13 protein-coding genes, 2 rRNA genes and 1 pseudogene are annotated in these 24421 nt (G+C 36.1%); 15 read left to right on the forward strand and 1 reads right to left on the reverse strand.

What is annotated here, in order from left to right:
• Window positions 1-73 precede the first annotated feature (73 nt).
• From CLMAG_RS23510 to CLMAG_RS23520, 3 genes are all read left to right on the forward strand, one after another.
• Entirely contained in the window at window positions 74-2071 is a 1998-nt protein-coding gene (locus CLMAG_RS23510; protein WP_066628361.1) for an NAD(P)/FAD-dependent oxidoreductase, read from the forward strand.
• Between the two features lie 248 nt (window positions 2072-2319).
• Window positions 2320-3531 carry an MFS transporter gene (locus CLMAG_RS23515; RefSeq protein ID WP_066628363.1) on the forward strand — a complete coding sequence of 404 codons (1212 nt, stop codon included), beginning with the start codon at window positions 2320-2322 and terminating at the stop codon, window positions 3529-3531.
• Between the two features lie 333 nt (window positions 3532-3864).
• The gene (locus CLMAG_RS23520; RefSeq protein WP_066628366.1) at window positions 3865-5088 is read left to right on the forward strand and encodes an MFS transporter; all 1224 of its coding nucleotides are present in this window, start codon (window positions 3865-3867) and stop codon (window positions 5086-5088) included.
• A 246-nt stretch (window positions 5089-5334) separates the two neighbouring features.
• On the opposite strand, the gene CLMAG_RS23525 is transcribed toward CLMAG_RS23520, so the two are convergent.
• Window positions 5335-6219 (reverse strand): LysR family transcriptional regulator, encoded by an 885-nt coding sequence (locus tag CLMAG_RS23525; RefSeq protein ID WP_066628368.1) that lies wholly within the window; start codon window positions 6217-6219, stop codon window positions 5335-5337.
• 374 nt (window positions 6220-6593) lie between these two features.
• On the opposite strand from CLMAG_RS23525, the gene CLMAG_RS23530 reads away from it, so the two are divergent.
• The 12 genes and pseudogenes from CLMAG_RS23530 to CLMAG_RS23585 all read left to right on the forward strand — a co-directional run.
• On the forward strand, window positions 6594-7460 hold the full coding sequence (locus CLMAG_RS23530; RefSeq protein WP_066628370.1) for a sugar phosphate isomerase/epimerase family protein: 867 nt from the start codon (window positions 6594-6596) through the stop codon (window positions 7458-7460).
• Window positions 7461-7512: 52 nt separating this feature from the next.
• Window positions 7513-9435, forward strand: a complete 1923-nt coding sequence (locus tag CLMAG_RS23535) for an oxidoreductase (protein ID WP_066628373.1) — start codon at window positions 7513-7515, stop codon at window positions 9433-9435.
• 33 nt (window positions 9436-9468) lie between these two features.
• Window positions 9469-10338: a shikimate dehydrogenase gene (gene aroE, locus CLMAG_RS23540; RefSeq protein WP_066628376.1), complete on the forward strand. Its 870-nt coding sequence runs from the start codon at window positions 9469-9471 to the stop codon at window positions 10336-10338.
• Between the two features lie 518 nt (window positions 10339-10856).
• The gene (locus CLMAG_RS23545; RefSeq protein ID WP_066628379.1) at window positions 10857-12083 is read left to right on the forward strand and encodes an MFS transporter; all 1227 of its coding nucleotides are present in this window, start codon (window positions 10857-10859) and stop codon (window positions 12081-12083) included.
• A 300-nt stretch (window positions 12084-12383) separates the two neighbouring features.
• Window positions 12384-13688, forward strand: a complete 1305-nt coding sequence (locus CLMAG_RS23550) for an MFS transporter (RefSeq protein ID WP_066628381.1) — start codon at window positions 12384-12386, stop codon at window positions 13686-13688.
• 453 nt (window positions 13689-14141) lie between these two features.
• A complete protein-coding gene (gene aroD, locus CLMAG_RS23555) occupies window positions 14142-14909 on the forward strand; it encodes a type I 3-dehydroquinate dehydratase (RefSeq protein ID WP_066628383.1) in 768 nt (255 codons plus the stop codon).
• A 55-nt stretch (window positions 14910-14964) separates the two neighbouring features.
• Window positions 14965-15837 carry a shikimate dehydrogenase gene (locus CLMAG_RS23560; protein WP_066628385.1) on the forward strand — a complete coding sequence of 291 codons (873 nt, stop codon included), beginning with the start codon at window positions 14965-14967 and terminating at the stop codon, window positions 15835-15837.
• A 277-nt stretch (window positions 15838-16114) separates the two neighbouring features.
• The gene (locus tag CLMAG_RS23565; RefSeq protein ID WP_066628388.1) at window positions 16115-17068 is read left to right on the forward strand and encodes a helix-turn-helix transcriptional regulator; all 954 of its coding nucleotides are present in this window, start codon (window positions 16115-16117) and stop codon (window positions 17066-17068) included.
• 59 nt (window positions 17069-17127) lie between these two features.
• Window positions 17128-17850: an effector binding domain-containing protein gene (locus CLMAG_RS23570; protein ID WP_066628391.1), complete on the forward strand. Its 723-nt coding sequence runs from the start codon at window positions 17128-17130 to the stop codon at window positions 17848-17850.
• Between the two features lie 31 nt (window positions 17851-17881).
• Window positions 17882-18756: pseudogene (locus tag CLMAG_RS23575) on the forward strand (SPL family radical SAM protein).
• Window positions 18757-19755: 999 nt separating this feature from the next.
• Window positions 19756-21265, forward strand: a 16S ribosomal RNA gene (locus CLMAG_RS23580).
• Between the two features lie 344 nt (window positions 21266-21609).
• Window positions 21610-24421, forward strand: a 23S ribosomal RNA gene (locus CLMAG_RS23585); the annotation flags it as partial.

Here is a 24421-nt window from a genome sequence, read left to right on the forward strand (position 1 = left end):
ATCCCCATCTGAATCAAGATCTTGCTTCAATTAAATTATAGGCACATAAAAATACGAAAATGGGGGTAGAAAAATGATAAAGTATCAGAATGTTTTAAATCCATTAAAAGTAAAAAACATGATATTAAAGAACAGAATAGTTATGCCACCAATGGGGACAAACTATGCAGGACAGAACGGCGAAATTAATGAAGAGCATATTAAGTACTATGAACAAAGGGCTAAAGGTGGAACAGGATTAATAATATTAGAAAATGTATGTATTGACTTTCCTCTAGGATCAAATGGAACAACACAGCTTAGAATGGATCATGACAGCTTTATTCCTGCTTTATATAAGCTTAATGAAAGATTACACAAACACGGTGCAAATGTGGCAGTGCAAATTAACCATTCAGGTGCATCAGCAGTATCAGAAAGAATAGGATGTCAGCCTGTTTCAGCATCAAATATTCCTTCAAAGACAGGTGGAGCGGTACCTAGACCATTAGAGAAAAGCGCAATACTAGATATAGTAGAGAAATACGGTAAAGCAGCAAAAAGAGTACAAACAGCAGGCTTTGATGCAGTTGAAATACATGCAGGGCATTCATATTTAATCTGTCAATTCCTATCACCACTTTACAACAACCGTACAGATGAATTTGGTGGTAGCGTTGAAAACAGAGCAAGATTTGCAAGAATGGTAATTGATAGTGTAAGAGAAGCTGTGGGACCTATGTTTCCAATAATATTAAGATTTAGCGCAGACGAACTTTTAGAAGGCGGTAACACTTTAGAAGATACACTAAAAATATTAGAATACTTAAATGATGAAGTTGACATATTCGATGTATCCGCAGCCGTAAATGATTCATTATATTACCAAATAGACAACATGAACCTTAAGGATGGATGGCGTTCATATATGTCTAAAGCTGTAAGAGATAAATTTAATAAGCCAACAATAACAACAGGAAACATCAGAAATCCAGAAGTAGCTGAAAAGATTCTAGCAGAAGGAGAAGCAGACTTAATAGGAATGGGTCGTGGACTAATAGCTGAACCAAACTGGGTGAAGAAAGTTCAAAGTGGACAAGAAGATATGCTTAGAAAATGCATATCCTGTAATATAGGTTGTGCAGGACACAGAATAGGATTAAATAGACCAATTAGATGTACAGTTAACCCAGATACAATAACTGAAGATGTTTATAAGAAGCAAAAGGTAAAAAAGAAAACCAATGTAGTGGTTATTGGAGGAGGAACAGCTGGACTTGAAGCAGCATGTACAGCAGCGGAGTTAGGATGTACAACCTTTCTATTTGAACAAAAATCATACTTAGGTGGACTTGCAAAGGAAATTTCAAAACTACCAGATAAACAAAGAATTTCTGATTTTCCTAAGTATCTAGTTAATAGAACTGAAAGATTAGACAATTTAACTATCTTTACTAATACAAAAGCTGATGCTAAATTAGTACAAAATCTTAGTCCAGATATTATAGTAAACGCTACAGGATCGAAGCCATTACTTCCTCCAATCAAAGGTTTATTAGAGCGTATCGACAAAGAAGGAGAAAAGTTATATTCAATATTTGGACTGCTTAATAACATTGATGAATTTGAAAATCTTAATGTTGAAGGCAAAAAAGTAGCAGTTATTGGTGGTGGAGCAGTAGGTCTAGATGTTGTAGAATACTTTGCACAAAAAGGAGCAACTGTTTCAATAGTTGAAATGTTGCCTATGCTTGGAAGAGACTTAGATGTAATCACTAAGATTTCTATGATGGACATTATTAAGAAATATAATGTAGATGTTAATACAAGCACAGCTCTTGTGGAAGTAGCATCAGATCATTTTAAAGTTAAAAAAGGTGAAGAAGAAGTAACTATAGAATTTGATTATGGATTTGTATGTCTTGGAATGAGACCGGAAAATCCAGGTTTAAAGGAGTTACAAGAACATTTTGGAGAAAAGAATGTTGAAGTAATTAATATTGGAGATAGCGCTAGAACAAGAAAGATAATGGATGGCGTTAGAGAAGGCAGAGAGATTACTCTTGCATTAGAAAAAATAGATGCAATTTAAGCAGTACTTAAAACTGATTTATAATTCTACTGTTTTCAGTTTACTATGACATTATTTATGTTTGTAAAGTGAGTAATAGGTTGGATATAAAAGTCCAACCTCATTATTGGAACATAAAGGGTTAAGAATTTAACGAAAAAGAGTGAAAAATTGTTAATAAAATAATCTGCGGTTATTGTATAGAGCCAAAAAAGTTCTATATTAAATACAATTACATTTCCTAAGGGACAAATGAAAGGAGAAAAGAAATGAGTAATAAGAAAAACTATTTTCCAACTGCCTTGGCCTTATATTTCATATATTTTATACATGGTATCGGGGTATCAATTTTAGGACAATATAAACAAAACTTCGCAGGTGCATGGGGAGCAAAAACATTAGCTAACGGTACCTTTGATGTAAGTGTGGTACTAGCTGTTATTGCAGCCTTAGGTTTAGGACGTTTGATTACGCTTCCTATATCGGGACCTTTTTCAGATAAATTCGGAAGAAGGGCTTCTGGATTAATCGGTATAGCTCTTTACGTAGCTTATTTTGTAGGAATTGCAGTAGCACCAAATATGTATGTTGCTTATGCATTTGCATTAGCAGGTGGTGCAGCTAACTCTTTCCTAGATGTATGTATTATTCCATCATGCTTAGAAATATTTACAAAATCCGGCGATGCTGCCAGTATGTTCACAAAGTTTTCAATATCCATAGGACAGCTTCTACTTCCATTTATGATTGGTTTCGTTGCAGCAAACCATATGTCATATAAAACTATTTTCTTTGTAACAGCTGTATTACTTATTGTAGATGCTATTTTAATAGCAATCCTGCCATTCCCACAAATGAACAGTGATGCTAAGAAAGAAAAGGTTGGAGCTGAAGTTAAGAAAGAGAAGATGAAATTTACAGCAACAAGTATTGCTGTTATCCTTATCGGATTTACATGTACATCAACATTCCAGTTATGGTTAAACTGTAATCAGGAATTAGGTAAATTATATGGCTTAGCTAAACCAGCTCAAATTCAATCATATTATGCAATGGGATCAATAGTTGCTATATTAGTAACAGCACCACTTGTGAAAAGTATTATTAAGCCAGTTAGAATCCTTGTTATTTACCCAGCAATTTCTACAATCATGCTTGCAATATTATACTTTGTACAATCACCAACAATGGTATTAGTAGGTGGATTTGTGCTTGGATACGCAGCAGCTGGTGGTGTACTTCAGTTAGCAGTATCAACAGCAAACGCTATGTTCCCAACAAATAAAGGTAAGATTACATCTATAGTTATGATTGCATCTAGTGTAGCCAACTATGTTATCTTAAATATCGCAAGTATGCTTACAAAAGCTGGCGGTGTACAAGGACCAAAATATGTACTTTTATTAAACATAGGAATTACTGTTATTGGTATTTTACTTGCATTGTTTGTAAATAAACAGTATGCAAAAGAAGCAAAATAATACTTTGGATCACAATAAACTTAGTTTATTGTGGTCTTTTTATACCAATACTTATAGACAAATCTTATAAATATGATAGAATTTGTATAGTTGATGTTTAAAACTTGTCAATGTATAATAAAAATGTAGTTTGTTAATAAATAAACGACTAAATTGTAGAATATTAATCTAGGTCATAAGTTTTCATATTTAAAAAAGTTTGAAAATTCACATATCACTAAACCTTTTCATTATGCATAGTAATGTTTTTTATAGATAATTCTAAAAGTTAGTAAGTGTTCTAATTAGTATTTAATATATAGATAAATAGGATAAATAGGAGGTAATGTAATTATGTTTAAAAATCCTTACTTTAAATCATCACTAGGTATATACTTTAGTTATACTATGTTAGGTATGATACTTCTTTTACACTCAGCTCATATGCCTTTTTTAACTAAACAGTTTGGTACAGATCTAGCTGGTATAAGTTTTTTGATTTCCATGGAAGGAATAACTCGTTCAGCAACATTGTACATAGCTGGAAGATTATCAGATAAAATTGGAAGAAAGAAATTTTTGTGGTTAGCTCCACTTTTTGCTATAGTTTTTCTAGTGGGACTACCACTTGCACCAAATTATCAAGTAGCCATGCTGCTTTCAGTATTTGCAGGTATATCACATGCTTTTATGGATGCTGCAAGTTATCCTTCTTTAATAGAGTGTTTTCCAAAAACTCCTGGTACAGCAACGGTAGTAATAAAGGCATTTATAGCAATAGGAGGTACAGCTTTACCAATTATTATAGCCTTCTTTGCTAGTAACAAAATGTTCTATGGATATACATTTTATGTAGTAGCAATAATAGGATTTATAATTTTTCTTATGTTATATAATAGCAAGTTTCCAGATACAAAGTATGTTAAAGATGAAAGTGATAATAAAGAAGTAAGCGGGAAAAAATTCGCATCAGAACCAATGCTTTGGAGAGAGGGATTAGCACTTGTTATAATAGGTTTTACTTCTAATGCTACATTTATAATATATCAAACATGGATTCCTGTTTATGCTCAAAAGATTTTAGGAATAGCTCAAATAACTTCTCTAAAGTTTATTAGTTATTACAGTATGGGTACCCTTGTTTCAGTTGGAATATTAGCATTGCTTTTAAGAAAAACAGTAAAACCAGTACACATTACATTGGCTTATCCATTACTTGGGCTAATATTTTTAATAACTCTATTAGTACTTAAAACACCATTGGTTGCAACAATAGTTTTTTGTTTAGTAGGAGGATCTTCTGCAGGAGTGCTTCAAATGTCCCAAACTACAATGGGTGAGTTATTTTGGAAGAATAAAGGTGCAACAATAGCTTTAGTTTCTACTGCTAGTGGTATAGCAGCAGCAGTAGTTCCAGGTTTAACAGGTCTTATTTTAAGATACTATGATATTTTACATGTATTTTATTTCTTGATATTTATATATGTAGTTGGTATTTTCTGCGCTATTTTGGCAAATTTAAGATATAAAAAAGTTACTAAAAATGAACAGTATGATATTAAAGAACAAATCAGTTAATATTGACTTTAGCAACAGTTTTCCTTGCTAGAGGGACAAGTTTACATTTAATAATAAAAGTCACAGATACTTTATATGATGAAAGTATCTGTGACTTTTATTTGAGTACAAAACTAATATGTAAAAGTAAACCTTTTCTAAAGTTGGTTTTATTGCTTTTGTAAATATATGTAGCTAGATGTTTCATTTTTCAACTTGACAATATACTGTCATATATAAAATATAGATATATTTTAAAATAAATGATTATATTTGTGTATGTTCGATAACAAATTTTTTAAACTTGTGAGCAACCGGTGACAGATATCTATCCTTCATTACTGCTAGATAAAAGATTCTTTCAAAACTAGGACTTGCAATCTGAATAACTTTAACGTTTATAAAATTCAGAATAGGCATATTAGGACAAACTGCAATACCAAAATTCTTAGAAACTAATCCGGCAATTACCTGATCTTCTTCAATTTCATAGGCAACCTTTGGCTGTTCGCCGATTTGTCTAAATAAATCATCAATTATAGGTCTAAGTCCACTTTTTTGTGTGAAAATAATTTGAGGATATGGAATTGTCTCAATTAAATCTATTGTATCCCTATTCGATAGCGGATGGTCAGTAGGAACGATTAATACCAATTCTTGACTGGCAACTGGTATAAACTCAATACTATGTTCTTTCTCTAGCCTGGAACAAAAAGCCATATCATATTTTCTATCTTTAAGCCCTTGAATAATATCCACAGAAGTTGCTCCGGTGTGAAATTGAAATTCAATTGACTTTTCCTGATGTGCCTGCAAGAAATTTCGGGTAATATCTGGGACAAAATCCGTTCCTAAGGTTCGAAGAAAGGCTAAGTCGATTCTACCTTCCCCAGAACTAATCATTTTTAAAGTTTTTGTACTTGAATCAAGAATTTCTAAAGATTTTTCCGTATCAGATAAAAATAATTTCCCGTATTTTGTAAGAACTACATTTCTGCCTTCTTTCTCAAATAGGGAAACCCCTAATTCTTTTTCTAATAAGGAGATGGCATGACTTAAACTAGGCTGTGTAATCATTAACTCCTCAGCAGCTTTTGTATAATGCTCTAAATGTGCTAGAGTTACAAAATAACGTAAATGATATAAATTCAATTTGGTACCCCACTTTCATATATACATCTATGTTTTTTGATTTTAATTATAGCATGAACTATATACAAAATCTATGGATTGTTAGGATATTATCAATTTGTTTTCATAAGATTCATGTAATATAATAAATTCATAAATCCCAGTGAAATCGATTAGGTGATGGGATTTAACTTATTCTGTAATAACAAATCTACCGGTAGACAATCAGTTTAAATATTAACAATCAGTTCAAACATTAACAATCAACAAAAATTATTTCAAATGTTAACAATCAGCAAAAGATAGATAATAGTAAAATTTAAGTTTTAGAACAGGTAATTTTTCAATTAGGATTGAAGTATATGACCAGTTCTTTCGGGGAAAGGGGTATTATTATGAATAATGAAACTAAAAAACAATGTCCACCAATTACAGTTAGCTCATGGACATTGGGAGATCAATGTAAATTTGAGGAAAGAGTTAAGGCAGCAAAAGAGGCAGGCTATGAAGCAATAGGTCTTCGTGCTGAAACATATGTAGATGCACTAAACGAAGGTTTGTTCGATTCAGATATTCTTGATATTCTTAAAAAATATGATATGAAGGTTACCGAAGTTGAATACATAACAATGTGGGCTGAAAACAACCGTTCTTATGAACAAAAATACAAAGAACAATTATGTTTCCATATGTGTGGATTATTCGGTGTTAACCATATTAATATTGGGTTAATGGAAAATTACAGTGTAGAACATACTGCACAGAAGCTAAAAGAATTATGTCAAAGAGCAGGCAAGTACGTAATTGGTGTAGAACCTATGCCATATAGCGGAATTCCAGATGTTAAAAAGGGTTGGGCTGTAGTTCAAGCATCTGGTTGTGATAATGCTAAACTTATCTTGGATTCATGGCATTGGGTAAGAGCAAATCAGGAAACTGATGTTAAATTACTAGAAGATATTCCAGCTGATAAGATAGTATCTATCCAGATTAACGATGTTTACGAAAGACCTTATGCAAAATCTATTTTAAGAGATGAATCAATGCATGACAGACTTGCACCAGGTACTGGAATCAATGTAACAGAAGGCTTTGTTCGTATGATTAAAGAAAAAGGTATCAAGCCTGCATGTATCGGTGTTGAAGTAATAAGCGATGCTATTTTAGCAACAGGTGTTGCTGAAGCAGCTAAACACACATATGACAACACTATAAAAGTATTGGACAAAGCATGGCCAGAAGTTTCTCCAAAGACAAAGTAGTAAAGGCTTATATGTTTTAAATTAAACAAATTCGAAAGGATGATATATTTCTATGAACTTTAAATCTATGTTTACATCTATAAAAATTGGTCCGATGACAGTTCCAAATCGTTTTGTAGTTCCACCTATGGGTAACAATTTTGCAAATACAGACGGAACTATGAGTGATAACTCCTTAGCTTATTACCGTGAACGTGCTATTGGTGGTTTTGGCTTAATCACTTTTGAAGCTACAGTTGTGGACAAGAAAGCTAAAGGAGGTCCACGTAAGCCTTGTTTATTTGAAGATAGTACTATAGAAAGCTTTAAGCGTGTTATAGATGCTTGTCATGAGGCTGGTGCGAAAATATCTATACAGCTTCAACATGCTGGTCCAGAAGGAAATGCAGCAGTTGCAGGACATCCTATAAAAGCTGCATCTGCAATACCTTCATCCTTTGGAAGAAATACACCAGTTGCTATTTCTAGGGAAGAAATCTACGAACTTATTGAATTATACGGTGATGCAGCAGTACGTGCACAGAAAGCAGGAGCTGATGCAGTAGAAGTTCACTGTGCACATGGATATTTAGTAAACAGCTTCCTTTCACCAAGAACAAATAAGCGTGTAGATGAATTTGGTGGATGCTTTGAAAACAGAATGCGTTTACCTCGTTTAATAATAGAAAATATACGTAAAAAAGTTGGAGATTCTATGGCAATTCTTTGCCGTATAAACAGCTCTGACGAAGTTGCAGGAGGACTGGACGTTCATGACAGTGCAACAATTGCAGCTTACTTAGAAGAATGCGGAGTTGACGGTTTACACGTTTCCCGTGCAGTGCACATCCGTGATCAATATATGTGGGCACCTACAGTACTACATGCAGGATTCAGTGCTGATCTAGTTACAGAGATTAAGAAGGCAGTTACTATACCTGTAATTACTGTTGGACGTTTCACAGAACCACATTTTGCAGAATTACTAGTTCGTCAAGGACGCTGTGATTTAGTAGCCTTTGGACGTCAAAGCTTAGCTGATCCACACACACCTAATAAAGCTAAGGAAAGTCGTCTACAGGAATTGAATCCATGTATTGCTTGCTTACAGGGATGTGTTCACAATATGTATCAAGGAAAGCCAGTTAAGTGCCTTGTTAATCCATTCCTTGGTCATGAGGGAGAAGTTAAACCTGCAGAGGTTAGCAAAAAGGTAATAGTTGTTGGTGGTGGAGTAGGCGGTATGCTTGCAGGATACACAGCAGCTATGAGAGGTCACGATGTAACATTATTTGAGGCAACAGATACACTTGGTGGACAAATGCGTTTAGCAGCTTATCCTCCTGGAAAAGGAGATATAACAAACATGGTTCGTAGCTATGTTGCTAAATGTGAACAGTATGGAGTAAAAATCCGCATGAACACAAGAGTAACTCCTGAAATGATCTCAGCAGAAGCTCCAGATGTAGTAATTATTGCTACTGGTGCAACACCATTAGTTCTTCCTATTCCAGGAATTAATGAGTCAGGTGTAATCAATGCAGTTGATCTTCTAGATGGAAAAGAATCCTGTGGTCAAAAGGTTCTTGTTGTAGGAGGAGGAATGGTAGGATGTGAAACTGCCGCTTTCTTAGGAGAACAGGAACATGATGTTACAGTAATTGAACTTAGAGATAAGGTAGGAGCAGATGTAATTTCAGAACATCGTAAATTCTTAATGGGTGATTTTGAAGAATATAAAATTAAAAGCGTTACAAGTGCTAAGGTTGCAAAATTCTTTGGAGATGGGGTATCCTATACGCTAGAAGATGGCTCAGAGCACCGTCTTGAAGGTTTTGACTCAGTAGTACTTGCTATGGGAGCACGTGCATACGACCCATTAAGCGAAGAAGTTAAAAAAGCTGTTAAAGAAACTTATGTTATCGGTGATGCAGTGAGAGCTCGTAGAGCACTTGATGCGACAAATGAAGCATTAGAAATAGCAATGAAAATATAAGGGGATCAAAATTAATTTCATGGGGGTATAATTATGAAAAGACGTATTTCAGGAAGGACAGGCTTATTAGGTTTAATAGGTACACCAGTAGGTCACTCAGGATCACCAGCTATGTATAACTACAGTTTCCAAAGATTACAATTAGACTATGCATACTTAGCATTTGATATAACAGTGGAAAAGGTACCTGATGCTATTGCGGCTATAAAAACTTTTAAGATGAGAGGTTCAAATGTAACAATGCCATGTAAAAGTGAAGTTGTTAAGTATATGGATGAACTATCTCCAGCAGCTCGTATTATTGGAGCAGTTAATACAATCGTTAACGATGACGGCAAATTAACTGGACATATTACAGATGGTATCGGATTTGTACGTAACTTGAAAGAAGAAGGCGTAGAAGTAAAAGGCAAAAAAATAACTATTATGGGTGCTGGTGGCGCTGCAACAGCTATTCAGGTGCAATGTGCTTTAGATGGAGCTAGAGAAATTTCTATATTCAACATGAAGGACGCTTTTTATGAAAAGGGACTAAAAACTGTTGAAAATATTAAAAAAGAAGTACCGGGATGTGTTGTAAATTTATATGATTTGGATGATACTGAAAAACTTAACGCAGAAATTGCATCCAGTGATATTTTAGTGAATGCAACACTTGTAGGAATGCGTCCTAATGAAGACAAATCAAATATAAAAGAGACAAGTGTTTTCAGAAAAGATTTGGTTGTAGCAGACGCTGTGTATAATCCAAAGAAAACAAAGATGCTGGAGGATGCTGAGGCTGCTGGCTGTAAAATAGTAAGTGGTACAGGAATGCTGTTATGGCAGGGAGCAGAAGCCTTTAAGCTATATACTGGATTAGAAATGCCAGTGGAAGAAGTTAAGGAACAATTCTTTAAGTAATGAAATAGCATTATCTCTACTAGGTGGATATAACTATAATTTTATAATGAAATTAAAATCAGTAATGGGTTGGAGTTCTATATCCACCCCCATTATTGGAACATGAAGTGGAAACTTGAATCAGATGGGGTTTTAAGCCCCACCTGATTCTTAGTTGAATGAATCTAGGGATGTAGCCGCTCTTTACTTATCTGACGATAGGAAGAGAAGTATTAGAGCGGGTAGTCATCGAATAAAAACAGAACTAATATTACGTCATAAAAGGTTAAGAAATTAACAAAATATATTGGAAAACTATAAATAATATAGTTACAGCCAGTAGATAGAAAAAGTGTTGAATGTTAAACCTGACTAACTTGGCGTAAGTCTCCCACTTCTTCAAGTGGGAGTTCAACGCCAAGTAAGCCATGCATTCGCAGCTCTAAAATTCAGATGGGGTAAAAGAATCCCCATCTGAATTAAGATCTTGCTTCAATGAAAAGAATATTTTCTAAGGGAGAAATGAAAGGAGAAAAGAAATGAGTAATAAGAAAAACTATTTTCCAACTGCCTTGGCCTTATATTTCATATACTTTATACATGGTATCGGGGTATCAATTTTAGGACAATATAAACAAAACTTTGCAGGTGCATGGGGAGCAAAAACATTAGCAAATGGTACCTTTGATGTAAGTGTGGTAATAGCTGTTATTGCAGCTTTAGGTTTAGGACGTTTAATTACACTTCCTATATCGGGTCCTTTTTCAGATAAATTTGGAAGAAGAGCTTCTGGACTAATTGGTATAGCCCTTTATGTAGCTTATTTTGTAGGTATTGCATTAGCGCCAAATATGTATGTTGCTTATGCATTTGCATTAGCCGGTGGTGCAGCTAACTCTTTCCTAGATGTTTGTATTATCCCATCATGCTTGGAAATATTTACAAAATCCGGTGACGCTGCTAGTATGTTCACTAAGTTTTCAATATCTATAGGACAGCTTCTTCTTCCATTTATGATTGGTTTCGTTGCAGCAAACCACATGTCATATAAAACTATTTTCTTCGTAACAGCCGTACTACTTATTATAGATGCAATTTTAATCGCAATACTGCCATTCCCAGCAATGAATAGCAATGCTAGCACGGGAAAAGATGGAGCTGAAGTTAAGAAAGAAAAAATGAAATTTACAGCAACTAGTATTGCAGTTATTCTTATCGGATTTACATGTACATCTACATTCCAGTTATGGCTGAACTGTAATCAAGAATTAGGTAAATTATATGGATTGGCTAAACCAAGCCAAATTCAATCATATTATGCAATGGGATCAATAGTTGCTATATTGGTAACAGCACCTCTTGTGAAAAGCTTTATTAAACCAGTAAGAATTCTTGTTCTTTATCCTGCAATTTCTACAATTATGCTTATAGCTTTATACTTTATACAATCACCAACAATGGTTTTAGTAGGAGGATTTGTACTTGGATACGCAGCAGCAGGTGGAGTACTTCAGTTAGCAGTATCAACAGCAAATTCTATGTTCCCAACCAATAAAGGTAAGATTACATCCATAGTTATGATTGCATCCAGTGTAGCAAATTACGTTATCTTAAATATAGCTAGTATGCTTACAAAAGCTGGTGGTGTGCAGGGACCAAAATATGTACTTTTACTTAATATGGGAATTACTATTATTGGTATTTTACTTGCATTATTCGTAAATAAACAGTATGCAAAGCAGGAATCAGTAGCAGCATCAGTATAGTGATTAATGCTTATATATAACAGCTCTATAATTCAGATGGGGTAAAAGAATCTTCATCTGAATTAAGATCTTACTTCAATCAAATATAGTTATGTTGGACCAGTAGTGATTGACAAATTTCACATCATGGGTAAGGCAGAAAAAAGAAAATTAAGGGGAAGGAAAGTAATTATTACTAAGCCTTCCTCAAATTTCAGTTTTAGGCTTGTGAAAGTTGTTTGTTTTACATAAGAATCATTATTAGATATTTCAGTTGAATCTAATATGAAGTAGATTAAATTATAATTGGGGGGAAGAATAATGAAAGAAATAGTTCCAAGAAATTTAGAGGCGAAACCAACTAAGAAAAGATGGTTTATACTTTTTCTAGTTTGTTTAATAACCTTTATAAATTATCTTGATCGTGCCAATCTTGCGGTGGCTGCTCCTTACTTGTCAAAGGACCTTGGGCTAAATGCTACTAAGATGGGACTTATATTTTCTGCTATGGGGTGGTCATATACTCTTATGCAAATTCCTTGTGGGTGGTTTCTTGATAGATTCGGTCCTAGGCTGGTATATGGGGTTGCGCTTGTAGGTTGGTCCGTTATGACTATGGCAATTTCAATTGGTTCTGGTTTACGAAGTATGATTGGTTTTAGACTTGGACTTGGATTTTTTGAAGCTCCAGCTTTTCCAGCAAATAATCGTATTGTTACTGCATGGTTTCCTTCTAGGGAACGTGGCTTTGCAATTGGAGCTTATACTGGTGCAGAATATATAGGTCTTGCACTTTGTACTCCTATTCTTACTTGGCTTCTAGTTACCTTTGGATGGAGATCCATTTTCATAGCTACAGGTTTAATAGGAGTTTTATGTGCTTTTGTTTGGTTTGGTTTTTACCATGATCCAGCGAAATTTAAAGGTGTTAATAAAGCAGAGCTTGATTTAATTAAAGAAGGAGGTGGACTTTCAGATACTGTTGTTGAGCAAAAAAAGGTTACTTGGAAAGAAATGAAATATCTGTTTACAAGTCGTCAACTATGGGGGATGTATATAGGTGGATTTGCCAATGCCGCAATACTATTCTTTTTTATGACGTGGTTTCCATCCTACCTTGTAAGTGAAAAACATATGACTATGCTAAAGGTTGGGATTTATGGTGCGTTACCTTATTTATCTGCAATAGCAGGGGTTCTTGTAGCTGGAAAGTGGTCAGATTGGATGATTTCCAAAGAGTATGGTTTAGCAGTGTCTCGTAAGCTTCCTGTTATTGTTGGTTTGTTGTTGTGCTCTGTGGTTGTAGGGGCTAACTATAGTAATGACGTTAATGTTGTAATTGCATTTATGTGTGTAGCGTTTTTTGGTCAAGGCATGGCATCAGCTATTACCTGGGCTTTATTATCTGAGATAGTGCCAAAGGAACTAGTAGGGTCATGTGGTGGAACTTATAATTTTGTAACTAATGTAGGAGGAACATTATCACCAGCTATAGTTGGTTACCTTATTGCTACAACTGGGTCCTATTCTTCTGCTTTGGTTTTTGTTTCTTCTATGGGTCTTCTAGGAGCTTTCTCTTATATATTTATCATCGGAAAACCTTCACGTATTGTAATTTCGGATTAATTTGAGTTAGGATTTACTGCTCATTATATAATATAGAAAGAGATATGAAAGTGCTTATATTCTTCATATCTCTTTTAAATTAATACATAACTTTCTGTGGAGTTATATTGTGAAAAATTTAATAGCTAAAAACTATCAATAAAGCGAAAAACATGTATTAGAATTATCAAAAATATTGATTTATAATATAAATATGATATGTTAAAAAAATAACTATCTTGATTTAAATGATGAAATTTGAATTAAGTACAAAATTCTAATCAGAAAAAAGTAGATTTACTGCAATATTTCATTATATACGGAAAGACTTGATAGTGAATCGTCTAATTAATAGAAACATAAATATTATACTTTAAGATAACGATTACCATAAAGATGAGAGCAATTGCGCTAAGGATATTAATATAATGAATTATTTTAATTAAATATTAAGTAGATGAAAGGAAGAATGAAATGAAAAATATAGTGGAAGTAAGAAATGTAAAATTGGGAGAAGGAATTCCAAAGATTCTAGTATCTTTAATGGGTGCTAATAATGAAGAGGTTATGGAAAACCTAGCTTACTTAAAAACAATCAAGCTTGACATAGTAGAATGGAGAATTGATCACTATAAAGATGTAGAAAATGTTGAAAAGGTAAAAGAACTATTAGCTCAGATCAGAGAAGGTTTAGGGGATATTCCACTACTAGTTACTTTTAGAACTGCTAAAGAAGGTGGAGAAAAAGCAGTCACTGTAGAATACTATGCAGAACTTAAAAAAGCAATTGCAGCAACTGGAAATGCTGACATGATAGATGTTGAAGTATTTATTGGAGATGATGAAGTAGTAAAAGGGATAGCAGATGTGGCACACGAGTTTGGTGTAAAAGTAATCATGTCTAATCATGATTTTCATAAAACACCTGAAAAAGATGAATTAGTAGCAAGAATGTGTAAAATGCAGCAATTAGGTGCAGATATACCGAAAATTGCGGTAATGCCTCTTAATGCTAAAGATGTTCTAGCTTTGTTAACTGCTACTAATGAAATGGTATGTGAACATGGTGAAACTCCAGTTATTACTATGGCTATGGGTACATTAGGCGTTGTAAGCCGTTTAGCAGGCGAAACCTTTGGTTCAGCAGCTACATTTGGTTCAGCAAAAGTTGCATCAGCACCAGGACAAATATCAGCAGATGAGTTAGATAAAATACTTAAGCTTATTACTGCAAGCAAATAATTATTAAATAAAATAACTATAAAAATAAATTATAAATGATAAAGGAGATAATATCATGGGAGAAAGAATTACAGGACATACAGAGCTTATAGGATTAATTGCATATCCAATCAGACATTCAAGTTCACCAGCAATGCATAATGAAGCTTTTGCAAAATTAGGGTTAGACTATGCTTATCTTGCATTTGAGGTTGATAATGATACGCTAGAAGATACTATAAAAGGTTTTAGAGCAATGAAAGTACGTGGATCAAACGTATCAATGCCTAACAAAACAGTAGTACACAAATATCTTGACAAAGTATCAGAAGCAGCAGAACTTTGTGGAGCAGTTAATACAATAGTAAATGATAATGGTGTTCTAACTGGCCATATTACAGACGGTGTTGGTTACATGGAAGCATTAAAGGATGCAGGTATTGATGTAATTGGTAAGAAGATGACAATAGTAGGTGCTGGTGGTGCGGCAACTGCAATTGAAATTCAGGCAGCTTTAGATGGTGTAGCTGAAATATCAATCTTCAATAAGAAGGATCAGTTCTATGCTCGTGCAGAACAAACAGTAAAGGATATTAATGAAAGAACTAAATGTAAAGCAACTTTATATGATTTAGCAGATCTTGATAAATTAAAAGAGGAAATTGCAGATAGTTATATATTCACAAATGCAACTGGAATGGGAATGAAACCTTTAGAAGGACAAACTTATATCCCAGACCCAAGCTTCTTAAGACCAGATTTAATAGTAACAGATGTTGTTTACTCACCAAGAGAAACAGCGTTATTAAAAATGGCAAAAGAAGTAGGATGTAAAACAATGAATGGTTTAGGAATGATGTTATTCCAAGGAGCAGCTGCATTTAAATTATTCACAGGAAAAGATATGCCAATTGAGCATATGAAAGAAGTATTAGACATTAAATACTAATTACTAAAATAAAAATAGGTTTCTCCTAAAATACAAAGTTGCTGCAGAGTTTTTAATATAATCTTCATGACTTGTATTTAATATAATAAAGGCACTATGAATTTGGTCAAGATTCATAGTGCTTTTTGTTGTGAAATTTAAAGTTGAACTCTTTCACAAAATTCATTTACAAAAAACATTTTTATATTTTATACATAGTAAATTATAGTTGAAAGGAATATAATTGAGTTAAAACTTAAAGGATTATAGAGAAACAATTTTGTTAGGTGATTAAAATATGAAAATCAATAGATTATTAGCAATTATTACAATACTTCTTAATAGAGAAAGGATATCTGCTGTAGAATTATCAAAAAAATTTGAGGTGTCAATTAGAACAATTTATAGAGATATTGAAGCAATTAATATGGCAGGCATCCCTGTTGTTTCACAGTCAGGAAATAATGGGGGATTTTATATTGTAGATAACTATAAGATTAACCATCAATTCCTAACTCTAGAAGATAAAATTTCCATAGTGGAAGCTTTAAAGAATATAAATGGATTCTTGGATAATAAACAAGTTGAATTAGCCATTGAAAAGATAAAGAGTATTGTGCCAAAGGAGAAGAGAGCAGAATTTGATTCGCATTTTCAGCAGATGGTTATAGATAATTTACCTTGGGGATTTAGAAAATCTGATAAAGAAAATTTAAACTATAAGGTTGTATACACTGCTGTTGATAATAAAAAGTGTATAGCTTTTGACTATAGAAGTTCAAAGGGTGGATACGATTGGAGAGAAGTAGAGCCGCTAACTCTTGTTTTTAAGGGGGTTTCCTGGTACTTATTTTCATTCTGTAAGCTAAGAAGTGATTATAGATTATTTAAGTTATCAAGAATGGATAGCTTAGAGGTTTTAGAAAAAGAAATTGAAAAAGGTAGGATATCATATGAGCAATATGAGAATTTAGATAAAAATAAATATGAGGAAAACAAGTTAACAAGGATGAAACTGAAATTTTCAAATAGGGTGAGATATAGAATAGAAGATTATTTTGATATTTCTGAAATAAAGGTTCAAGAAGATGGCAGTTTAGTTGTGGAAAGTGACTTTTTTGAGGATGAATGGGTTTATTCAATGATCTTAAGTTATGGAGAATATGTTGAAGTTATTGAACCTTATAGAATAAGAAAAATTATAAAAGATAAATCGGAAAAAATTTATAACATTTATTCAAACATGACGTAATGGTGTCAAACCCCTAATATATAATACAAGTATAATATACGAAAAAGGGGAAATGAGTAATGGAAGAAAATTATTGTCAAAGCTGTGGAATGCCAATGAATGAGGAGTTTTATGGCACTGAAGCTAATAATGAAAAGAATCAAGAATATTGTATATACTGTTATGAAAATGGAGCTTTTAAACAGCCTGAATTAACAATGGAACAGATGATAGATGTATGTGTACCTTTTATGAAGAATAAAGGCATGAAGGAACAGGAAGCAAGAGCTTTAATGAGTAGCTGCCTTCCACAGTTGAAAAGGTGGAAAAAAGAAGATATGCCAGTAAGGATATTAGAAAAAAGCGAGATGTTGATAGTAGGAAAAGAAATACGAACAACTAATGAAGACGGGAAATGTATGAAGGAAATTCTTGAACTATGGCAACAATTTAAATCCCAAAAGCTTGGTGATAAAATACCTAATAAAGTTGAAGCTAATTCAATATTAGGAATATATACTGATTATGAAAATAATGAAAAAGGATCATATTCCTTTATAGTTGGTTTTCAAGTTAGTAGTATTGAGTTTATACCAGAGGGAATGGTTAGTAAAGTAATTCCAGCTTCAAAATATTATGTTGTAACAGCAAAAGGGAAAATGCCACAGAAAATTGGGGAAGCCTGGGCGCATATATGGAATTCAGGAATTAGTAGAACATATAAAGGTGACTTTGAACTATATGACGAAAGGTATAATGACACTGAGAATGCTGAAGTTGATATATATGTGTCCATTAAGTAGAAATTAATTTATTTAATAAGGATTGAGTTTAATGATAAGTGAAGTAAATGCAAAAAGTATTTTAATAACATGTAAAAATCCAAGTTCATGGTTTGGTGTAAAATATGGTATGAACATTTATAGAGGATGTCAGCATGGGTGCATATATTGTGATTCAAGGAGCGAATGCTATCAAATCGATAAATTTGAAGATATTATTGTAAAAGTAAATGCAGTTGAGTTGTTAAAAAAAGAACTCTCGCGAAAGAGAGTAAGAGGGACAATTGGCACTGGTGCTATGAGCGATCCATATATACCTTTAGAAAAACAGTATAAATTGACTCAGAAGTCACTTCAAGTAATTGCTGACAATAGGTATCCTGTCCATATAACTACCAAAAGTAATCTTATTTTAAGAGATATAGATATACTTGAGGAAATAAATAATGTATATGCCTCTGTTGCAGTTACAATAACTACTGCAGATGATTTACTCGCAGAAAAAATAGAGCCAGCGGCTCCAATATCTTCAGATAGATTCAAGGCTATAGGAATTTTATCTGCTGTAGGAATAAATGTAGGAATAACTATGATGCCTATATTACCATTTATTGAAGATAGTGAAAAAAATATAATTGAAATTATAAAAAAGCAAATGAGTATGGTGCAAAATTCATTTATCCTTACTTTGGAATGACATTAAGGGATAGGCAAAAGGCTTATTATTATTCAAAGTTAGATGAACTTTTTCCTGGAGTGAGAAATAAATATGAAAAAAAATTTGGAAGCTTTTATGGATGTAATGCTAATAATGTGAATAAACTCAAAAATATATTTAATGAGACTTGTGAGAAATATGGAATTTCTACAAAGATGCCTTCCTATGAAAAGAAAATATCTGACATACAGCTGAGTTTTTTGAAATAAATATAATAAGTAAGTAAAGAATAGTAACACTTCAATCGTAAAGTTAGGCTACTATTTTTTTATATAGGGTTTCTAGGTGGAACTTTAACTTATACTACGGAATATGCTACCAAACTTCAGCACGGTTAAAAACTTTTAATCAGTCTAAAGCTTGTATTTCATAAAATCTAAGAATATTCGATAAACTCGCTTTGCTCAGACAATCGAATATTCTAAGATTTTATAAAATACTTCGCTAAGACTGATAAAAAAGTTTTTAAATGTGCCTTTAGTTTTGATAACATATCTCTACGTATAAGTTAAAGTTCAAGTTACAAACCCTATAGATGCCCATAAGCAAATCTTATCTTAGCCCCGGTATCACTATAGTTATATCTAGTATAAGTCAGATCTATTTATGGGTATTAATGAAAATTATATAGATTTCTAACTTCAAGGTTTGACATATACCTTAACTATAATTTAGTAAACTCAATCATTCAGCTAAATTATGAAGTTGTTTATTTATATAAAAAGGTATTACCTAAAAAGATGATGAACAATTGTGTAAATATAAGAAAACTGAATCTGGTGTGTCTATATGTTAAATACATAGATATTTGAAGAAAAACTAAGAATAAACTATATAATTTAATGTGTATGATGTGACTCTAAATTTAAAATAGTACTAAAGGTGATAGAATAACATTCGTTGCTTGATGAGCAGCAAATAAATGAACAAAGAGTAGCAACCTAAAAAGTGTTGACATTCAGTAAATGTTCATGATATTATGTTAAAGTTGTTGAGAACGACAGAAAATAAAAAATGTTTTAAATGTTCTTGACAAGATAAAATAAACATGATAAACTAAATAAGCTGTCGAGATGAGTCGACATGATCCTTGAAAATTAAACAGAGGTTGAAAGTCAAAATGACTTTTATTAAATAAACTAAACCAGCAATTCTTTAACTACTATAATATAGTAGTGAGTAAAAACAGTAATGAGCATTCAAACTTTTAAATTGAGAGTTTGATCCTGGCTCAGGACGAACGCTGGCGGCGTGCCTAACACATGCAAGTCGAGCGATGAAGCCCTTCGGGGTGGATTAGCGGCGGACGGGTGAGTAACACGTGGGTAACCTGCCTCAAAGAGGGGGATAGCCTCCCGAAAGGGAGATTAATACCGCATAACATTAGTTTTTCGCATGAAGGACTAATTAAAGGAGTAATCCGCTTTGAGATGGACCCGCGGCGCATTAGCTAGTTGGTGAGGTAAAGGCTCACCAAGGCGACGATGCGTAGCCGACCTGAGAGGGTGATCGGCCACATTGGAACTGAGACACGGTCCAGACTCCTACGGGAGGCAGCAGTGGGGAATATTGCACAATGGGCGAAAGCCTGATGCAGCAACGCCGCGTGAGTGATGAAGGCCTTCGGGTTGTAAAGCTCTGTCTTTTGGGACGATAATGACGGTACCAAAGGAGGAAGCCACGGCTAACTACGTGCCAGCAGCCGCGGTAATACGTAGGTGGCGAGCGTTGTCCGGATTTACTGGGCGTAAAGGATGCGTAGGCGGATATTTAAGTGAGATGTGAAATACCCGAGCTTAACTTGGGTGCTGCATTTCAAACTGGATATCTAGAGTGCGGGAGAGGAGAATGGAATTCCTAGTGTAGCGGTGAAATGCGTAGAGATTAGGAAGAACACCAGTGGCGAAGGCGATTCTCTGGACCGTAACTGACGCTGAGGCATGAAAGCGTGGGTAGCAAACAGGATTAGATACCCTGGTAGTCCACGCCGTAAACGATGAGTACTAGGTGTAGGAGGGTCCAACCTTCTGTGCCGCAGTTAACACAATAAGTACTCCGCCTGGGAAGTACGATCGCAAGATTAAAACTCAAAGGAATTGACGGGGGCCCGCACAAGCAGCGGAGCATGTGGTTTAATTCGAAGCAACGCGAAGAACCTTACCTGGACTTGACATCCCCTGAATAGTGCAGAGATGCATGAAGCCCTTCGGGGCAGGGAGACAGGTGGTGCATGGTTGTCGTCAGCTCGTGTCGTGAGATGTTAGGTTAAGTCCTGCAACGAGCGCAACCCCTATTATTAGTTGCTACCATTAAGTTGAGCACTCTAGTGAGACTGCCCGGGTTAACCGGGAGGAAGGTGGGGATGACGTCAAATCATCATGCCCCTTATGTCCAGGGCTACACACGTGCTACAATGGTAGGTACAGAGAGATGCAAGACCGCGAGGTGGAGCCAAACTCAAAAACCTATCTCAGTTCGGATTGTAGGCTGCAACTCGCCTACATGAAGCCGGAGTTGCTAGTAATCGCGAATCAGAATGTCGCGGTGAATACGTTCCCGGGCCTTGTACACACCGCCCGTCACACCATGAGAGCTGGCAACACCCGAAGTCCGTGAGGTAACCTGTAAAGGAGCCAGCGGCCGAAGGTGGGGTTAGTGATTGGGGTGAAGTCGTAACAAGGTAGCCGTAGGAGAACCTGCGGCTGGATCACCTCCTTTCTAAGGATAATACAGACAGGTAATGCTGTCTGAAAGACTGGTTTAGCCTCTGTTTAATTTGAAGGATTATTAAATTCTTCAAATTGTTCTTTGAAAATTGCACAGTGAATAGTTAAACAACGCAATTGTTTAACAAAAATAAAAGTAAAGCTAAAGGTAAATTACTTATACGAAAGTATATTTAAAACCTTTGTAGATTTTTATGAACTAAAACTAGAAAATTGATAGTAACGAGCAATTCGAGGAAAGGCTTGAATGAGGAGCGGAATTTACTGACTGGTAAATGAGCACCGCAACGAAAGACTTGACGAAGAAGTGCGAAGTTAATAGCAATTTTCGGTATAGGTCAAGCTACAAAGGGCGCATGGTGAATGCCTTGGCACCAGAAGCCGAAGAAGGACGCGATAAGCTGCGATAAGCTTTGGGTAGGCGCAAATAGCCGTGATCCAGAGATTTCCGAATGGGGCAACCCACATTACTAACGTAATGTACTATAAACTGAATTCATAGGTTTATAGAGGTATACCCGGGGAACTGAAACATCTAAGTACCCGGAGGAAGAGAAAGAAAAATCGATTTTCTAAGTAGCGGCGAGCGAAAGGGAAAGAGCCCAAACCAGGAACTTGTTCCTGGGGTGCGGATAGACCATAAATACTGCAATTTTTTAACTGAAGAGAGCTGGAAGGCTCCGCCGTAGAAGGTAAAAGCCCTGTAAGTGAAAAGAAAAAGCAGTCAGGTCTAATCCAGAGTACCACGAGACACGTGAAACCTTGTGGGAAGCAGGGAGGACCACCTCCCAAGGCTAAATACTAACTGGTGACCGATAGTGAAGCAGTACCGTGAGGGAAAGGTGAAAAGAACCCCGGAAGGGGAGTGAAATAGAACCTGAAACCGTGTGTCCACAATCAGTCGAAGCACTTTTATGTGCGACGGCGTGCTTTTTGTAGAACGAGCCAGCGAGTTACGATGTGTAGCAAGGTTAAATACTTAAGGTATGGAGCCGAAGGGAAACCGAGTCTGAATAGGGCGAGAAGTTGCATGTCGTAGACCCGAAACCGGGTGACCTATCCATGGACAGGTTGAAGCGGAAGTAAAATTCCGTGGAGGACCGAACCACGTTGGTGTTGAAAAACCATGGGATGAGCTGTGGATAGCGGAGAAATTCCAATCGAACCCGGAGATAGCTGGTTCTCCTCGAAATAGCTTTAGGGCTAGCGTTTTGAATGAGTAATGGAGGTAGAGCACTGAATGGGCTAGGGGCTGACAACAGTTACTGAACCCTATCAAACTCCGAATGCCATATACTTGAATCAAAGCAGTCAGACTACGAATGATAAGATCCGTGGTCAAAAGGGAAACAGCCCAGACCATCAGCTAAGGTCCCAAAGTGTAAGTTAAGTGGAAAAGGATGTGGGATTTCTAAGACAACTAGGATGTTGGCTTAGAAGCAGCCACTCATTTAAAGAGTGCGTAATAGCTCACTAGTCGAGAGATCCTGCGCCGAAGATGTTCGGGGCTAAAACTTACCACCGAAGCTATGGATTGATACGTAAGTATCAGTGGTAGAGGAGCTTCCTGTATGGATTGAAGTCGTACCGAAAGGAGCGGTGGACTGTACAGGAGTGAGTATGCTGGCATAAGTAGCGAGAAATAAGTGAGAATCTTATTGGTCGAAAACCTAAGGTTCCTGAGGAAGGCTCGTCCGCTCAGGGTTAGTCGGGACCTAAGCCGAGGTCGAAAGGCGTAGGTGATGGACAATCGGTTGATATTCCGATACCGCAACTGACGTTATTACAAATGGATGACGCAGGAGGATAAGATGTGCGCACTATTGGATGTGCGTCTAAGCATCTAGGCAGACTAGACAGGCAAAATCCGTTTAGTCAATGTTGAGGTGTGATGGGGAGCCCTTATGGGCGAAGTATCTGATCCACGCTGCCAAGAAAAGTCTCTATGGAGGATGTTGGCGCCCGTACCGCAAACCGACACAGGTAGGTGAGGAGAGAATCCTAAGACCAGCGGAAGAATTGTTGTCAAGGAACTCGGCAAATTGACCCCGTAACTTCGGGAGAAGGGGTGCCTACGCAAGTAGGTCGCAGAGAATAGGCCCAAGCAACTGTTTAGCAAAAACACAGGTCTCTGCTAAAGCGAAAGCTGAAGTATAGGGGCTGACGCCTGCCCGGTGCTGGAAGGTTAAGGGGAATACTTAGCGCAAGCGAAGGTATGAACTTAAGCCCAGTAAACGGCGGCCGTAACTATAACGGTCCTAAGGTAGCGAAATTCCTTGTCGGGTAAGTTCCGACCCGCACGAATGGCGTAATGATTTGGGCACTGTCTCGACAACAAATCCGGCGAAATTGTATTGCGAGTGAAGATGCTCGCTACCCGCGATTGGACGGAAAGACCCCGTAGAGCTTTACTGTAGCTTAGCATTGAATTTCGGTATTGTCTGTACAGGATAGGTGGGAGACTGAGAAGCAAGGGCGTCAGCCTTTGTGGAGTCAACCTTGGGATACCACCCTGACAGTACTGGGATTCTAACCGGCGGCCATGAAACTGGTCACGGGACATTGTTAGGTGGGCAGTTTGACTGGGGCGGTCGCCTCCAAAAAGTAACGGAGGCGCCCAAAGGTTCCCTCAGAACGGTTGGAAATCGTTCGAAGAGTGCAAAGGCAGAAGGGAGCCTGACTGCGACACAAACAAGTGGAGCAGGGACGAAAGTCGGGCTTAGTGATCCGGTGGTTCCTCGTGGGAGGGCCATCGCTCAACGGATAAAAGCTACCTCGGGGATAACAGGCTGATCTCCCCCAAGAGTCCACATCGACGGGGAGGTTTGGCACCTCGATGTCGGCTCGTCGCATCCTGGGGCTGAAGTAGGTCCCAAGGGTTGGGCTGTTCGCCCATTAAAGCGGCACGCGAGCTGGGTTCAGAACGTCGTGAGACAGTTCGGTCCCTATCCGTCGCGGGCGTAGGAAATTTGAGAGGAGCTGTCCTTAGTACGAGAGGACCGGGATGGACTGACCTCTGGTGCACCAGTTGTTCCGCCAGGAGCACAGCTGGGTAGCTATGTCAGGACGGGATAAACGCTGAAAGCATCTAAGCGTGAAGCCCACCTCAAGATAAGATTTCCCATAGCATAAGCTAGTAAAACCCCTT

The organism is Clostridium magnum DSM 2767 (assembly GCF_001623875.1).
GTDB classification, from domain to species: domain Bacteria; phylum Bacillota; class Clostridia; order Clostridiales; family Clostridiaceae; genus Clostridium_AM; species Clostridium_AM magnum.

Excerpts from the sequence above, each read along its gene's own strand:
- CLMAG_RS23535 (WP_066628373.1), top strand. The coding sequence starts at position 7,513 with ATGAACTTTAAATCTATGTTTACATCTATAAAAATTGGTCCGATGACA.
- CLMAG_RS23530 (WP_066628370.1), top strand. The coding sequence starts at position 6,594 with ATGAATAATGAAACTAAAAAACAATGTCCACCAATTACAGTTAGCTCA.
- CLMAG_RS23515 (WP_066628363.1), top strand. The coding sequence starts at position 2,320 with ATGAGTAATAAGAAAAACTATTTTCCAACTGCCTTGGCCTTATATTTC.
- aroD (WP_066628383.1), top strand. The coding sequence starts at position 14,142 with ATGAAAAATATAGTGGAAGTAAGAAATGTAAAATTGGGAGAAGGAATT.
- CLMAG_RS23565 (WP_066628388.1), top strand. The coding sequence starts at position 16,115 with ATGAAAATCAATAGATTATTAGCAATTATTACAATACTTCTTAATAGA.
- CLMAG_RS23550 (WP_066628381.1), top strand. The coding sequence starts at position 12,384 with ATGAAAGAAATAGTTCCAAGAAATTTAGAGGCGAAACCAACTAAGAAA.
- CLMAG_RS23510 (WP_066628361.1), top strand. The coding sequence starts at position 74 with ATGATAAAGTATCAGAATGTTTTAAATCCATTAAAAGTAAAAAACATG.
- CLMAG_RS23545 (WP_066628379.1), top strand. The coding sequence starts at position 10,857 with ATGAGTAATAAGAAAAACTATTTTCCAACTGCCTTGGCCTTATATTTC.
- CLMAG_RS23520 (WP_066628366.1), top strand. The coding sequence starts at position 3,865 with ATGTTTAAAAATCCTTACTTTAAATCATCACTAGGTATATACTTTAGT.
- CLMAG_RS23560 (WP_066628385.1), top strand. The coding sequence starts at position 14,965 with ATGGGAGAAAGAATTACAGGACATACAGAGCTTATAGGATTAATTGCA.
- CLMAG_RS23570 (WP_066628391.1), top strand. The coding sequence starts at position 17,128 with ATGGAAGAAAATTATTGTCAAAGCTGTGGAATGCCAATGAATGAGGAG.
- aroE (WP_066628376.1), top strand. The coding sequence starts at position 9,469 with ATGAAAAGACGTATTTCAGGAAGGACAGGCTTATTAGGTTTAATAGGT.